Origin of the sequence: Burkholderia arboris, assembly GCF_902499125.1 — a bacterium.
In the GTDB taxonomy this organism is placed as follows: domain Bacteria; phylum Pseudomonadota; class Gammaproteobacteria; order Burkholderiales; family Burkholderiaceae; genus Burkholderia; species Burkholderia arboris.
On the sequence record NZ_CABVPX010000019.1, the window covers coordinates 53,386 to 67,711 of the forward strand.

Consider the following 14,326-nt stretch of genomic DNA (forward strand, 5'->3'; position numbering starts at 1 on the left):
AACCACTACCGGATCGACCTCATGGGATACCCGTTCGCCACCGCCGCCCTCGGCCCGCTGCTGTTCGCGCAAGGCCGCTACGTGCGCCGCGTCACGCCGCGGTTGCCCGAGGCGGCCGGCCCGCGCGACGGCGTAGCCGGCGACGGCCCGCCGCTGCGCGTACTGGTGGTCGGCGATTCGGCCGCCGCGGGCGTCGGCGTCGCCACGCAACGCGACGCGCTGTCCGGGCAACTGGTGAACGCGCTGGCGGCCACGCACCGCGTGAGCTGGAAGCTGCTCGCACGCACGGGCCTGACCACGCGGGAACTCGTCGACTGGCTCGCCGCCGAACCGGCCGAACCGTTCGACGTGGCCGTCACGTCGCTCGGCGTCAACGACGTAACGGGCGGCGTGCCGCCGGCACGCTGGCTGGCGCAGCAGGCCGAGCTGGTCCGGCTGCTTGCCGCGCGCTTCCGGGTCGGGCACGCGATCCTGTCGGCAGTGCCGCCGATGGAGCGCTTCCCGGCGCTGCCGCAGCCGCTCGCGTGGTACCTCGGGCTGCGCGCGAAGCGGCTCAACGCGGCACTCGCCGGCTGGGCGGGCGCGCAGCCGCATTGCACGCTCCTGCGGGTCGACCTGCCGCTCGAGCGCCACCTGATGGCCGCCGACGGCTTTCATCCCGGCGCATCCGCATGCGCGACGTGGGCCGCGCAGGTCGCGGCGTCCGTGCGGCAGCGGGCGGCCGGATGACGCGGCTCGATCGCGGCTCGATGGCCGCGCGCCGGTCGTTCGTCCGCCCCCGGGCAGGCGGCCATATCGGGCACGGTGCGCGGGCCTGCGCAAAACGCCGCCGTTCCTTGCGCAAGCGCCGCATCGCATCGCGCGTTTCGCCCAACGCGTCTGTGCAAGCGGCGGCGCCATGCCAAAATAGCCGGTCGTCTGCGCGCCGTTTCGGCGCGCCATCCTTTAGTTTCCTTCGCAGCCAGGGATTGCCATGTCGTCATTGCTCAGGATTGGTTTGATGGGTTTCGGTTTCGCCGGCGCGACGTTCCACGCGCCGGTGATCGCCACAAGCGGCCGCACTGAAGTCGCCGCGATCGCGACGGGTCAGCCCGATCGCGCGCAGGCCGCGTATCCGGGCGCGCGCGTCGTCCCCGATCTCGACACGCTGCTCGGCCTCGACGACATCGAGTGCGTGGTGATCGCCACGCCGAACGACACGCACTTCACGCTCGCGCGCCAGGTGCTCGAAGCCGGCCGCCACGTGGTCGTCGACAAGCCCGTCACGCTCACCGCCGACGAGGCGCTCGCGCTCTCACGCCTCGCGAACGCGCGCAGCCGGCTGTTTGCGCCGTTCCACAACCGCCGCTGGGACGGCGACTTCCTCACCGTGCGCAACATCGTCAAATCGGGCGAACTCGGCCGCCTCACCTACTTCGCGTCGCACTTCGACCGCTTCCGGCCGACGCCGCGCACGCGCTGGCGCGAGGAACCGGCCCGCGGCGGCGGCCTGCTGCTCGACCTCGGCCCGCACCTGATCGACCAGGCGCTCGCGCTGTTCGGCCTGCCGGAAACGGTGAGCGCCACCGTCAAGACACGCCGCGACAACGGCACGGCGCCCGATTTCGTCCACCTGCTGCTCGGCTATCCGGACAAGGACGTCGCGCTGCATGCGAGCGCGCTGTCGGCGATCGAGCCCGCGCGCTTCACGCTGCACGGCACGCGCGGCAGCTACCAGAAGTTCGGACTCGACACGCAGGAAGACCAGCTGAAGGCCGGCCTCACCGCGGACGACGTCGAATTCGGCGGCGGCAACCCGCCCGGCCTGCTGCGCGTGCTCGACGGCGACGTCGAGGTCGAACGCCCGGTACCGACGCTCGACGGCCAGTACGCGGAGTTCTACCGCGCGCTCGCCGCGTCGATCCGCGACGGCGCGCCGTTCCCTGTCACCGCGCAGGATGCCGTCGACGTGATGACGATCATCGAGCTCGCCGCGCAGAGCGAGCACGACGGCCGCCGGCTGCCGTTCGTGCGCCGCACCGTATGATGGCCGCCGGCCGGGTCGGTGCCGACCCGGCCACTGCCGCCATCCCGCGCCGCACGCGGGCAGCGGCCCTGCGTCAGCCGCCGCGCCGGCACGGTCCCGAACATTCCGTTACAAATGGTGCGGGAACGAAAGTCAGCGGTCGCCCGGTCTGATGCGTTTCTCAAAAAGTCGATCCGACACCAATCCGTCAGGAGAATGTGATGCAACGGTTGATTCGCGCAGCAGCATGCTGCGTCCTGGTTTCCTCGCTCGCGGCCTGTATCGTGCAGCCGCAGCGGCCGGTCCGACAGGCGCCTCCGCCCCCGCCGCGACCGAATCCGCAGGTCGTCGCGAACGACCGCATGCAGGAGGTCCAGGGCCGGATCGACAACCTGCACCGCCGCATCGACGCGCGCGTGAACGGCGGCTACTACCCGCCGCCGTACGGCGCACAGCTGCACCACCGCCTCGACGTGATCCGCCAGGAAGCGAGCGACATGTCGGCCCAGCACAACGGCGGCCTGTCCGGCGACGAGCAGCGCGTGCTGAACCAGGAACTCGACACGGCCGCACGCGCGATCGGCGAGTAACGCGCCGGCGCCGGCGCCGGCCGGCGCGGAGAAAAGCGGCGGCACCGGCTGCCGCCGCTTGTCGCGAAGCGACATTCTTTTGCCCAAATTGACAAGGCCCACCTGCTCGCGTACAGTCGCCCGCACGCGTCGGGAGAGCGTGTGACCGGGTGGTTTCGCCACCGGTTGCGCCGCCGAAGGGGCACACCCGCAAACTCTCAGGCAAAAGGACCGACCGCGTCGGGGAATTGCGTCCGCGCATTGCGCGGGCCACACACTCCCCGCACTCTGGAGAGCGGCAGTAGCCCGCAGCGCATTGGCTGCGCGGGCAAGCTGCCCACCGAAGGGGCGCGCGTTCGCCGGGCTTTGCCCGCAGCGCAATCTCTCAGGTATCGAGGACAGAGGGGCATGTACCGGATCGCTTGAGGCCATCGGCCGCGGCGGTCGGCACATGGCCGTTCTGATCCGCGCGCAAGCGCCTTGCCTGAGGCCTCGATGACTGCACTGAATCACACCCCGCTCAACGCCGCGCACCGCGCGCTCAATGCCCGCATGGTCGACTTCGGCGGCTGGGACATGCCCGTCAACTACGGCTCGCAGATCGAAGAACACGCAGCCGTGCGCACCGACGCCGGCATGTTCGACGTGTCGCACATGTGCGTGGTCGACTTCACCGGCAGCCGCGTGCGCGCATTCTTCGAGCATGCGATCGCGAACAACGTCGGCAAGCTCAAGACGCCCGGCAAGGCACTCTACTCGTGCCTGCTCAACCCGCAGGGCGGCGTCATCGACGATCTGATCGTCTATTACTTCACCGAAGAATTCTTCCGCGTGGTCGTCAACGCCGGCACCGCCGAGAAAGACATCGCGTGGTTCAACCAGCTGAACGAGCAAGGCGGCTACGGCCTCACGATCGCGCCGCGCCGCGATTTCGCGATCGTCGCCGTACAGGGCCCGAACGCCCGCGAAAAAGTGTGGGCCACGGTGCCTTCCGCACGCGCCGCCACCAGCGAGCTGAAGCCGTTCAACGCCGCGCAGGTCGCCGCCACGCCGTTCGGCGATCTCACCGTCGCGCGCACCGGCTATACCGGTGAAGACGGTTTCGAAGTGATCGTCCCGGCCGTGCACGTCGAAGCGCTGTGGACCGCGCTGCAGCAAAACGGCGTGCGCCCGTGCGGGCTCGGCGCGCGCGACACGCTGCGCCTCGAGGCCGGCATGAACCTGTACGGCCAGGACATGGACGACACCGTCTCCCCGCTCGACGCGGGCCTCGCATGGACGATCGACCTCACTGCGCCGCGCGACTTCGTCGGCCGCGCCGCACTGGAAGCCAACGGCACGCGCGCCGCGTTCGTCGGCCTGATCCTGCAGAAGGAAAACGGCAAGGCGGGCGGCGTGCTGCGCGCGCACCAGAAGGTCGTCACGCCGCACGGCGAAGGCGAGATCACGAGCGGCACGTTCTCGCCGTCGATGCAGGAATCGATCGCGTTCGCCCGCGTGCCGGCCGCCGTCCAGATCGGCGACCTGATCCAGGTGCAAATTCGAGACAAGAATCTTCCCGCGCGCGTGGTAAAACTGCCGTTCGTGCGCAACGGCAAGGTCCTCGCTGCGTAACGGCCGGGGGGCCCCCCCTCCCGGTAAGCCGGGAGATGGCGCCCGGCGCAACCACATCCGGCGCGCCCCGGCGGCGTGCCAGCAAAACGAACAAACCCTTTTTATCAGGAGCATCCGATGAGCAACGTCCCGGCCGATCTGAAGTACACCGACGAACACGAGTGGATCCGCACTGAAGCCGACGGCACGCTGACGATCGGCATCACCGATCACGCGCAGAACACGCTCGGCGACATCGTTTTCCTCGAACTGCCGCCCGTCGGCAAGCAGGTGAAGGCAGGCGACGCGATCGGCGTCGTCGAATCCGTGAAAGCCGCGTCGGACATCTATTCGCCGGTGTCGGGCGAGGTGGTCGCGATCAACGCGGACGCAGTCGACACGCCGGAAGAGGTGAACAGCGACGCGTACGACACGTGGCTGTTCAAGATCAAGCTCGCGGCCGGCGCATCGACCGACAGCCTGCTCGACGCTGCCGCCTACTCCAAGCTGATCGACTAATTTCCTTACCCGAACCGCGCGGGGCCGGTCAGCCGCCCCGTCCCGCGCGGGACCAGAGTCACGCCATGAAGCTCGAACACCCGGACCGCCTGATGAACCGCACGCCCCTCTCGCTCGCCGCGCTCGAAACGCACGACGCGTTCGCCGAACGCCACATCGGCCCCGACGCCGCCAGCCAGCAGGCCATGCTCGACACGCTCGGCTTTGCGTCGCGCGCCGCCCTGATGGACGCCGTGATCCCGGCCTCGATCCGCCGCGCCGAAACGCTGCCGCTCGGCCCGTTCGCGCAGCCGAAGAGCGAGGCCGAAGCCCTCGCCGCGCTGCGGGTTCTCGCGGACAAGAACCAGGTGTTCCGCTCGTACATCGGCCAGGGTTACAACGACACGCACACGCCGGCCGTCATCCTGCGCAACGTGCTCGAAAACCCGGCGTGGTACACGGCCTACACGCCGTACCAGCCTGAAATTTCCCAGGGCCGCCTCGAGGCGCTCCTGAACTTCCAGCAGATGGTCGCCGACCTGACGGGCCTCGCGATCTCGAACGCGTCGCTGCTCGACGAAGCAACCGCCGCGGCCGAAGCGATGACGCTGCTGCAGCGTACCGGCAAGCCGGCGTCGAACGTGTTCTACGTCGCCGACGACGTGCTGCCGCAAACGCTCGAAGTGATCCGCACACGCGCGCTGCCGGTCGGCATCGAGGTCAAGACGGGCCCGGCCGCCGACGCCGCGCAGGCAAACGCATTCGGCGTGCTGCTGCAATACCCGGGCGTGAACGGCGACGTGCGCGACTACCGCGCGCTCACCGAGGCGATCCACGCGGCCGGCGGCCACGTGGTCGTCGCGGCCGACCTGCTCGCGCTCACCGTGCTGACGCCGCCCGGCGAATGGGGCGCGGACGTCGCGATCGGCAACACGCAGCGCTTCGGCGTGCCGATGGGCTTCGGCGGCCCGCACGCCGCGTATCTCGCGGTGCGTGACGAATTCAAGCGCCAGATGCCGGGCCGCCTCGTCGGCGTGACGGTCGACGCGCAGGGCAAGCCCGCGCTGCGCCTCGCGCTGCAGACGCGCGAACAGCATATCCGCCGCGAAAAGGCGACGTCGAACGTGTGTACCGCGCAGGCGCTGCTCGCGATCATGGCCAGCATGTACGCGGTCTACCACGGCCCGCACGGCCTGAAGACGATCGCGCTGCGCGTGAACCGCATCGCGGCGCTGCTCGCCGCCGGCGTGAAGCAGCTCGGCTTCACGACCGCCAACGACACGTTCTTCGACACGCTGACGATCGACACCGGCGCGCGCACCGCGCAGGTCCATGAATTCGCGAAGGCCAAGCGCATCAACCTGCGCCGCGTGAGCGACACGCAAGTCGGCGTGTCGGTCGACGAAACGACGACGCGCGATGACCTCGCCGATCTGCTCGCCGTGTTCGCGCAGGCCGCGGGCGGCACCGCACCGGCCGTCGACGCGCTGGACGCAGGCCTTGCCGGCGTCGCCGCGCTGCCGGCCGGCCTCGAGCGCACGAGCGCGTACCTGACGCACCACGTGTTCAACCGCCACCATTCCGAAACCGAAATGCTGCGCTACCTGCGCAGCCTGTCGGACAAGGATCTCGCGCTCGACCGCTCGATGATCCCGCTCGGCTCGTGCACGATGAAGCTGAACGCGACGTCGGAAATGCTGCCGGTCACGTGGCCCGAGTTCGGCGGCATCCACCCGTTCGCACCGGCCGAGCAGACCGTCGGCTACCGCGAGATGATCGACCAGCTCGAGCAGATGCTCGTCGCGGCCACCGGCTACGCGGCCGTGTCGCTGCAGCCGAACGCCGGCTCGCAGGGCGAGTACGCGGGCCTGCTGATCATTCACGCCTACCACGCATCGCGCGGCGAAGCGCATCGCGACGTGTGCCTGATCCCGGCATCCGCGCACGGCACGAACCCGGCGTCCGCGCACATGGCCGGCATGAAGGTCGTGGTCGTCGCGTGCGACGCACAGGGCAACGTCGACATCGCCGATCTGAAGGCGAAGGCCGACGAGCACGCGAAGGACCTCGCGGCGATCATGATCACGTATCCGTCGACGCACGGCGTGTTCGAGCAGAACGTCCGCGAGATCTGCGAGATCGTCCATGCGCACGGCGGCCAGGTGTACGTCGACGGCGCGAACATGAACGCGATGGTCGGCCTGACCGCACCGGGCCAGTTCGGCGGCGACGTGTCGCACCTGAACCTGCACAAGACCTTCTGCATCCCGCACGGCGGTGGCGGCCCGGGCGTCGGCCCGGTCGCGGTCGGCGCGCACCTCGCGAAGTTCCTGCCGAACCAGCGTTCGACCGGCTACTCGCGCGACGAAAACGGCATCGGCGCGGTGTCGGCCGCCCCGTACGGCTCGGCGTCGATCCTGCCGATCTCGTGGATGTACATCGCGATGATGGGCGCGAAGAACCTGACCGCCGCGACGGAAACCGCGATCCTCAACGCGAACTACATCGCGAAGCGCCTCGCGCCGCACTACCCGGTGCTGTATTCGGGCCCGGGCGGGCTGGTCGCGCACGAGTGCATTCTCGACCTGCGTCCGATCAAGGAATCGAGCGGCATCAGCGTCGACGACGTCGCGAAGCGCCTGATGGACTACGGCTTCCACGCGCCGACGATGAGCTTCCCGGTGCCGGGCACGCTGATGGTCGAGCCGACCGAATCGGAATCGCAGGAAGAACTCGACCGCTTCATCGCCGCGATGATCGCGATCCGCGACGAAATCCGTGCAGTCGAGGAAGGCCGCGCCGATCGCGAGGACAACCCGCTGCGTCACGCACCGCACACGGCGGCTGTCGTCACCGCGAACGAATGGCCGCACGCGTACTCGCGCGAGCAGGCTGCGTACCCGGTCGCATCGCTCGGCACGAACAAGTACTGGCCGCCGGTCGGCCGCGCGGACAACGTGTACGGCGACCGCAACCTGTTCTGCTCGTGCGTGCCGATGTCGGAATACGCATAACGCACGCCAGGCCCGGAGCCGCCCGATGGTGACCGCACCGCACGCAACCCGGGGTTGCGTGCGGTTTTTGCGTTCGCCGGGCGAACCGGTTCACGTTCCCCCGCCAATCCGGCTAACATCACACGCGATCCAGCCAATGAAGGAGTTCCGCATGGTGCGTCCGATGTTTCCGGGCCATGGTGCAGTCAAGTGGCGGCCGCGCACGCGCGCAGGCCGGTTCGTGCCGATGCTCGTCGCCTCGCTGTCGCTGGCCGCCGCCGGCCTCGGCGCGTCCGGCCATGCGCACGCCGCGATGAATTTCTGCGCGGCGCCGGCGCTGCAGGCGAGCGAGACGACGCAGGCCGAACCGGGCGTGCAGGCGCTGATCCGCAGTGTCGACGCGCGCATCGGCGAGCAGCCGAAGGCAATGGCGCGCGTGCACACCGAGGGCACGCTGCCGCACGAAGGGATCTACGACCAGAGCGCGGCCGCGCTGAAGGATCTCGACCTGATGCGCGACGCGGCGCTGGCGTGGCGCGTGACGAACGCGCCGCGCTACCTGCAGCTCGTCGACCGCTTCCTGTCCGCGTGGGTCGCGACCTACCAGCCGAGTTTCAATCCGATCGACGAGACGCGCTTCGACAGCCTGATCATCGCGTACGACATGACCGCGAGCGCACTGCCGGTGAAGACCCGCAACGCGACGGCCGCGTTCATCGCGAAGCTCGGCGCCGGCTATGTCGCGCAGATCGATGCGCAGAAGCGCCCGCTCGCCGGCACCTGGCGCAACAACTGGCAGAGCCACCGGATCAAGCTGATCGCGCTGTCCGCGTTCACGCTCGGTGACCGCAAGATGATGAACGCCGCGCAGCGGCTGTTCGTCGAGCATCTCGCCGACAACATCGGCCCGGACGGCAAGACGTGGGACTTCGAGGAACGCGATGCGCTGCATTACGCGGTCTACGATCTGCAGCCGCTGGTGACGGCTGCGCTCGCCGCGCGCCGCTTCAACCGCAACTGGCTGCGCGAACGCGGCGCGAACGGCGCGACGCTTGCGGCCGCGCTCGACTGGCTCGTGCCGTATGCACTCGGCGAGAAGACGCACGAGGAATTCGTGAATTCGCCGGTGCCGTTCGACGCGAAGCGCCGCGAGGCCGGCTTGCCGGGCTACACGGGGCAGTGGGACCCGAAAAACGCCACCGAACTCTTTCATCTGGCCGCGCGGCTCGACGGGCGCTACGCCCGCGTCGCGCAGCAGCTTTCCCCAACGCCACCCGCATGGCTCGCCGCGTGCCTGCCATTGCAGGCGCGCTAGCATTATTCTTATAGCAAGGCAGGTATCGAAATGGCAGTCAGCGTATTTGACCTCTTCAAGATCGGCATCGGTCCGTCCAGCTCGCACACGGTCGGGCCGATGCGCGCGGCGCTGATGTTCGTCCAGGGCCTCGAGCGCGACGGGCAGCTCGATGCGACGGCGCACGTGAAGGTCGAGCTGTACGGCTCGCTCGGCGCCACCGGCAAGGGCCACGGCACCGACCGCGGCGTGATGCTCGGGCTGCTCGGCGACGCGCCCGACACCGTCGATCCCGAAACCATCGACGCGCGGCTCGAAGAAGTCCGCAAGTCGAAGAAACTCGCGCTGCTGGGCACGCATCCGGTGCCGTTCGTGCTGAAGGAGAACATCGCGTTCTACCGCCAGGCGCTGCCCGAGCATCCGAACGGGATGAAACTGCGCGCATCCGACGCGAACGGCGAGGTACTGGTCGAGCGCACCTACCTGTCGGTCGGCGGCGGCTTCGTCGTGACGGCCGGCGCGCCGAACACGAAGGTGCTGAGCGCGGCCGAGCAGATGACGCACCCGTTCCGCACCGGCGCGGAGCTGCTCGCGCTGACCGAATCGACCGGCAAGTCGATCGCGCAGTTGATGTGGGACAACGAGCGCGCGTGGCACACCGAGGAGGAAACGCGCGACGGGCTGCTGAAGATCTGGGCCGTGATGCAGTCGTGCGTGTCGCGCGGTTGCGGGATCGGCAACCCCGATGCCGACGGCAACCTGCCCGGCCCGTTCCAGGTCAAGCGCCGCGCGCCGCAGCTGTACCGCACGCTGACGGGCAGCCCCGAGCGCGCGCTGCAGGATCCGCTGTCGATGATCGACTGGATCAACCTGTACGCGATCGCGGTCAACGAGGAAAACGCCGCCGGCGGCCGCGTCGTCACCGCGCCGACCAACGGTGCGGCCGGCATCATCCCCGCCGTGCTGCACTACTACACGCGCTTCACGCCCGGTGCGAACGAACAGGGCGTGATCGACTTCCTGCTGACGGCCGCCGCGATCGGCATTCTTTACAAGCTCAACGCCTCGATCTCGGGCGCGGAAGTCGGCTGCCAGGGCGAAGTGGGCGTCGCGTGCTCGATGGCGGCCGGCGCGCTCGCGGCCGTGCTCGGCGGCACGCCGCAGCAGGTCGAGAACGCAGCCGAAATCGGGATGGAACACAACCTCGGCCTCACCTGCGACCCGGTCGGCGGGATGGTGCAGATCCCGTGCATCGAGCGCAACGCGATGGCGTCGGTGAAGGCCGTCAACGCGGCGCGCATGGCGCTGCGCGGCGACGGCTCGCACTACGTGTCGCTCGACTCCGTGATCAAGACGATGCGCGAGACGGGCGCCGACATGAAGACGAAGTACAAGGAAACGTCGCGCGGCGGGCTGGCCGTCAATATCGTCGAGTGCTGATGCCGGATCAGGCGGTCATGCGGGACACTCCGAAGTCCCGCATGACCGCCTGACGGCGGCTGGCACGAATCAATCGTTCAACCAGTTCTCCAGCCGCAATCCCGGATAACTCGCAAAATCCCGTTCGTTGTTGGTCACCAGGACCACATCGAGCGACACCGCATGCGCGGCGATCAGTTTGTCGAGATGATCCTTCTTCCGCTCGCGCGTCGCTTCCCGAACCGGGCCGTATGCTTGCGCGGCCGCCGTGTCGAACGGAGCAACGGGGATGTCCTCGATCAGCGCAGCAAGATTGCGACGCTCGCGGACAGGATTCGCGCACGCCGCGACACCGTACTCGAGTTCGGCATAGGTGATCGCCGACATCACGACATCTCCGCTGTAACACTGCGCGAACCGTCTCGCGACCTGCTCCGGCTGATTCTTGATCAGATAGATGCACATGTTGGTGTCGAGCATGTAACGCGGCATCACAAGCCCTCGCGCTCGGCCTGCTCCTGATCGCCGCGCCCCTCGGCCATGAAATCCGGCCCGAAGTTCGCGAACTTCTCGAGTACGTGGGTCAAAGGTCTCCGAGTGGGCCGAATACGGATTTCGTCGCCCACCCGCTCGATTTCGAGTTCCATGTCGCTGCGCTCATAGGCAAGGTCCGCAGGAATCCGCACGGCCTGCGAGTTACCGTTCCGAAATACCCTGGTGGTATGCACGTCGATCTCCCACAATCGGATGTACGATGGATGTACATCATACTATGCAGCGGGCAATGTAAATCCATGTGTGTACATCGTGCACCACCCGGATATCGATTCTCATGTGAGCGCCGCCCCGCAGTCTTTCAGTTCCGGACACTGCCCCGCCTGCGCCCGGGTGAGCAGGCGGAGATTCGCGCTCGACATCCATAGCGCTCACTTTTCACCATTGGGCGTACACGCACAAGCTGGCCGTCCGGCCAACCGAAGTTCTGGCGCGTGCCCCGAACCACCCAGCGTTCCGACACTTTTCAGCGCCCCGCCAACGGGCGTAAGCTGTACGTCCCGCTACCCAGGGAGACGGCAGCCCATGTCGCATTCCAAGGATCTCGAGCCGCGCGCCACCACCGGTGCGCGACTGCTCGTCGATGCGTTGCTCGCCAATCACGTCGAACGCGTGTTCTGCGTGCCGGGCGAGAGTTTCCTCGCCGTACTCGATGCGCTGGCGGACGACACCGCGCGCATCCAGACGGTCGTCTGCCGTCACGAGGCGGCCGCCGCGAACATGGCCGAAGCGGTCGGCAAGCTGACCGGCCGCCCCGGCGTCGCCTTCGTCACGCGCGGGCCCGGCGCGACCCATGCGTCGATCGGCGTGCACACCGCGTTCCAGGATTCGACGCCGATGATCCTGTTCGTCGGCCAGTGCGCCCGCGAGCACCTCGACCGCGAAGCCTTCCAGGAAATCGACTACCGCCGGATGTTCGGCCAGATGGCGAAATGGGTCGCGCAGATCGACGACCCGCGCCGTATCCCCGAATACCTGAGCCATGCGTTCCACGTCGCGACGTCCGGCCGCCCCGGCCCGGTCGTGCTCGCGCTGCCGGAGGACGTGCTGTCCGAAGCGTGCGCGGCGCAGCCCGTCGTTCCGGCCGCGAAACGCATCGCGGCCGCGCCGTCGGCCGCGCAGATCGACGAACTGCGCGAGCGGCTCGCACGCGCGGAACGGCCGTTCGCGATCGTCGGCGGCAGCGGCTGGACGCCCGACGCCTGCGCGAACCTGCGCACCTTCGTCGAACGCTGGCAACTGCCGGTCGCGTGCGCCTTCCGCTTCCAGGACACGATCGACAACGCGCACCCGAACTACGCAGGCGACGTCGGGCTCGGGATCAATCCCGCGCTCGCGAAACGCATCCGCGACGCCGACCTGCTGCTCGTGATCGGGCCGCGCCTCGGCGAAGCGACGACCGGCGGCTACACGCTGCTCGACATCCCGAAGACGCGCCAGACGCTGATCCACGTGCACCAGGGCGCCGATGAACTCGGCCGCGTGTATGCGGCCGACCTGCCGATCGTGTCGGGAATGCCCGAGATCGCCGCGCCGCTTGCCGCGCTCGAACCGCCCGAACGTCCCGTCTGGGCCGGCGCGGCCGCCGATGCGCACCGCGCGTACCGCGAATGGCATGCGCCGCTGCCGATGCCCGGCGACGTGCAGCTCGGCGACGTGATGGTGCAGTTGCGCGAACGCCTGCCGCACGATGCGATCCTGACCAACGGCGCCGGCAACTATGCGATCTGGCTGCATCGCCACTTCGCGTACCGGCACTTCCGTTCGCAGCTCGCCCCGACCAGCGGCGCGATGGGCTACGGGCTGCCGGCCGCGCTCGCCGCGAAATCGCTGTACCCGTCGCGCGCGGTCGTCGCGCTCGCGGGCGACGGCTGCTTCATGATGGCCGGCAACGAGCTTGCGACCGCGATGCAGTACGGGCTGAACATCGTCGCGATCGTCGTCAACAACGGCCATTTCGGCACGATCCGCATGCATCAGGAGCGCAACTACCCGGGCCGCGTGCACGGCACGGGGCTCACGAACCCCGATTTCGCCGCGTATGCGCGTGCGTTCGGCGCGCATGGCGAGACGGTCGAGCGCACCGCCGATTTCGCGCCCGCGCTCGAACGCGCGCTGACTTGCGGGCTGCCTGCGGTGATCGAGATCCGCATCCCGCAGGACGCCAGCACGCCGGCCGCGACGCTCGAGCAGATCCGCGAGCAGGGCCGCCGCGCGCGCGGCGGATAGCGGTGGATACGCACACCGCGCCGGCTGACGTCGCGCTGTCGCACGAGGATGCGCTGGCCTGCCCCGGCACGCTGCTCGCGCCGGACGGCACGCTCGTCGCGCCGTACGACGTCGAGCACGGTGGCGGGCGGGCCGACGGCCACGTGCCGGCTGCGCCCGCACTCGGCCTGCTGCATGCCGCACACAGGCCGTTCCGGCTCGACTACGACGATGCGCGGCATGTGCATGTGATCAACGGGATGGGCGTCACGCTCGGCGATTCGGCGATCGGGCTGACCGCCCTCGCCGCGCTGCGAGCGGCCCATCCGGGCCTGCGCTTCACGCTGTACCGGCCAACCCGCGCGCCGCGCTATGTTGACGCGTTGTATGCGCTCGCGGCCGACGTCGTCGCGCCGTCGCACGCGCTGCCGTGTCCCGTGGCAGCGCTGCCCGCCGATGCACCGTGCATCGACGTTGGCAATCACCTGTACTGGCCCGCGTTCTCGCGGCTGCCGATGATCGATTTCTTCCTCGCCGCGCTCGGCGTCGACCCGGCCGCCGTGCCGGCCGCCGCGAAGCGCAACCGCTGGCTCGCGCGGCTGCCGCTGCCGGCGCTGCCGGCCGCGTGGCAGCGGCCATACGTGCTGTTCTGCCCGAACGCGAGCACCGCGGTGCGCAGCGTGCCGCCTGTGCTGCGCGCGGAGTTCGTGGAAAGGCTCGTGCAGCGCTACGGGTTGCCGGTGGTCGGCTTCGGCCCGGTCGCGCATCCCGCTTACGTCGACGTGAGCAGCGACGCGACCGACACCGCGCGCTTCATCGCCTGGGTCAAGGGCGCCAGCCTGCTGTTCGCGCCGGACACGGCGGCATTGCATCTCGCCGACGGTTTCGACGTGCCGACGCTCGCATGCTTCACGACGATCGCGCCAGCGCTGCGCGTGCGCGACTATCCGCATTGCGTGCCGGTCGCGCTCGATTTGCCCGCCGAATTGCGCGGACTCCATCGCAGTGAGCGGCCGGACGATCTGGCTGCCGTTGAAGCGGCTTACCGCGCAGTCGACTGGGACGCGCTGGCGTGGCCCGCACCGCGCGACGTGACGGCGACGGCAACGGCGACGGCCCGCTGAGCAAACCCGATACGGCCGTCCGCCAAGCGCTCGAACACGTAGCCGCGCACGCAGCCAGCGCCGACGCG

The 14,326-nt window shown here is 69.0% G+C and carries 12 protein-coding genes and 2 riboswitches; of the genes, 10 read left to right on the forward strand and 2 right to left on the reverse strand.

All coding sequences use genetic code 11. The annotated features are described in order from the left end of the window. Positions 1-21: 21 nt before the first annotated feature. From BLA15945_RS22560 to BLA15945_RS22595, 8 genes are all read left to right on the forward strand, one after another. The gene (locus BLA15945_RS22560) at positions 22-729 is read left to right on the forward strand and encodes an SGNH/GDSL hydrolase family protein (RefSeq protein ID WP_174993417.1); all 708 of its coding nucleotides are present in this window, start codon (positions 22-24) and stop codon (positions 727-729) included. A 244-nt stretch (positions 730-973) separates the two neighbouring features. After that, complete coding sequence (locus BLA15945_RS22565; RefSeq protein ID WP_059232764.1) at positions 974-2,026, forward strand: oxidoreductase; 1,053 nt, start codon at positions 974-976, stop codon at positions 2,024-2,026. A 200-nt stretch (positions 2,027-2,226) separates the two neighbouring features. Next, positions 2,227-2,595 (forward strand): hypothetical protein, encoded by a 369-nt coding sequence (locus BLA15945_RS22570; RefSeq protein ID WP_059232765.1) that lies wholly within the window; start codon positions 2,227-2,229, stop codon positions 2,593-2,595. A gap of 120 nt (positions 2,596-2,715) precedes the next feature. Beyond that, a riboswitch (glycine riboswitch) is annotated at positions 2,716-2,818 on the forward strand. Between the two features lie 34 nt (positions 2,819-2,852). Further along, positions 2,853-2,986: riboswitch (glycine riboswitch) on the forward strand. Between the two features lie 83 nt (positions 2,987-3,069). Next, positions 3,070-4,188 carry a glycine cleavage system aminomethyltransferase GcvT gene (gene gcvT, locus BLA15945_RS22575; protein WP_059232766.1) on the forward strand — a complete coding sequence of 373 codons (1,119 nt, stop codon included), beginning with the start codon at positions 3,070-3,072 and terminating at the stop codon, positions 4,186-4,188. Between the two features lie 117 nt (positions 4,189-4,305). Next, the gene (gene gcvH, locus BLA15945_RS22580; RefSeq protein WP_059232767.1) at positions 4,306-4,686 is read left to right on the forward strand and encodes a glycine cleavage system protein GcvH; all 381 of its coding nucleotides are present in this window, start codon (positions 4,306-4,308) and stop codon (positions 4,684-4,686) included. 65 nt (positions 4,687-4,751) lie between these two features. Then, positions 4,752-7,679, forward strand: coding sequence for an aminomethyl-transferring glycine dehydrogenase (gene gcvP / locus BLA15945_RS22585; protein ID WP_059232768.1), 2,928 nt, complete (start codon positions 4,752-4,754; stop codon positions 7,677-7,679). A gap of 151 nt (positions 7,680-7,830) precedes the next feature. After that, positions 7,831-8,973 (forward strand): alginate lyase family protein, encoded by a 1,143-nt coding sequence (locus tag BLA15945_RS22590; RefSeq protein WP_059236525.1) that lies wholly within the window; start codon positions 7,831-7,833, stop codon positions 8,971-8,973. A 30-nt stretch (positions 8,974-9,003) separates the two neighbouring features. Then, positions 9,004-10,392, forward strand: a complete 1,389-nt coding sequence (locus BLA15945_RS22595; RefSeq protein WP_059232769.1) for an L-serine ammonia-lyase — start codon at positions 9,004-9,006, stop codon at positions 10,390-10,392. A 69-nt stretch (positions 10,393-10,461) separates the two neighbouring features. Here the strand turns inward: BLA15945_RS22595 and BLA15945_RS22600 are convergent, their stop codons facing one another. Both BLA15945_RS22600 and vapB read right to left on the reverse strand, forming a co-directional pair. Then, positions 10,462-10,863, reverse strand: a complete 402-nt coding sequence (locus tag BLA15945_RS22600) for a type II toxin-antitoxin system VapC family toxin (RefSeq protein WP_174993418.1) — start codon at positions 10,861-10,863, stop codon at positions 10,462-10,464. Then, positions 10,863-11,099: a type II toxin-antitoxin system VapB family antitoxin gene (gene vapB / locus BLA15945_RS22605; RefSeq protein WP_059236527.1), complete on the reverse strand. Its 237-nt coding sequence runs from the start codon at positions 11,097-11,099 to the stop codon at positions 10,863-10,865. Before vapB ends, BLA15945_RS22600 begins: the two co-directional genes overlap by 1 nt. A 352-nt stretch (positions 11,100-11,451) precedes the next feature. Here vapB and BLA15945_RS22610 point away from each other — a divergent pair, with 352 nt between their 5' ends. Continuing rightward, complete coding sequence (locus BLA15945_RS22610; protein ID WP_174993419.1) at positions 11,452-13,155, forward strand: thiamine pyrophosphate-binding protein; 1,704 nt, start codon at positions 11,452-11,454, stop codon at positions 13,153-13,155. Continuing rightward, positions 13,152-14,258 (forward strand): glycosyltransferase family 9 protein, encoded by a 1,107-nt coding sequence (locus tag BLA15945_RS22615; protein WP_174993450.1) that lies wholly within the window; start codon positions 13,152-13,154, stop codon positions 14,256-14,258. The genes BLA15945_RS22610 and BLA15945_RS22615 overlap by 4 nt, the downstream gene beginning before the upstream one ends. The last annotated feature ends 68 nt before the right edge of the window (positions 14,259-14,326 follow it).

Excerpts from the sequence above, each read along its gene's own strand:
- BLA15945_RS22560 (WP_174993417.1), top strand. The coding sequence starts at position 22 with ATGGGATACCCGTTCGCCACCGCCGCCCTCGGCCCGCTGCTGTTCGCG.
- BLA15945_RS22565 (WP_059232764.1), top strand. The coding sequence starts at position 974 with ATGTCGTCATTGCTCAGGATTGGTTTGATGGGTTTCGGTTTCGCCGGC.
- BLA15945_RS22570 (WP_059232765.1), top strand. The coding sequence starts at position 2,227 with ATGCAACGGTTGATTCGCGCAGCAGCATGCTGCGTCCTGGTTTCCTCG.
- gcvT (WP_059232766.1), top strand. The coding sequence starts at position 3,070 with ATGACTGCACTGAATCACACCCCGCTCAACGCCGCGCACCGCGCGCTC.
- gcvH (WP_059232767.1), top strand. The coding sequence starts at position 4,306 with ATGAGCAACGTCCCGGCCGATCTGAAGTACACCGACGAACACGAGTGG.
- gcvP (WP_059232768.1), top strand. The coding sequence starts at position 4,752 with ATGAAGCTCGAACACCCGGACCGCCTGATGAACCGCACGCCCCTCTCG.
- BLA15945_RS22590 (WP_059236525.1), top strand. The coding sequence starts at position 7,831 with ATGGTGCGTCCGATGTTTCCGGGCCATGGTGCAGTCAAGTGGCGGCCG.
- BLA15945_RS22595 (WP_059232769.1), top strand. The coding sequence starts at position 9,004 with ATGGCAGTCAGCGTATTTGACCTCTTCAAGATCGGCATCGGTCCGTCC.
- BLA15945_RS22600 (WP_174993418.1), bottom strand. The coding sequence starts at position 10,863 with ATGCCGCGTTACATGCTCGACACCAACATGTGCATCTATCTGATCAAG.
- BLA15945_RS22610 (WP_174993419.1), top strand. The coding sequence starts at position 11,452 with ATGTCGCATTCCAAGGATCTCGAGCCGCGCGCCACCACCGGTGCGCGA.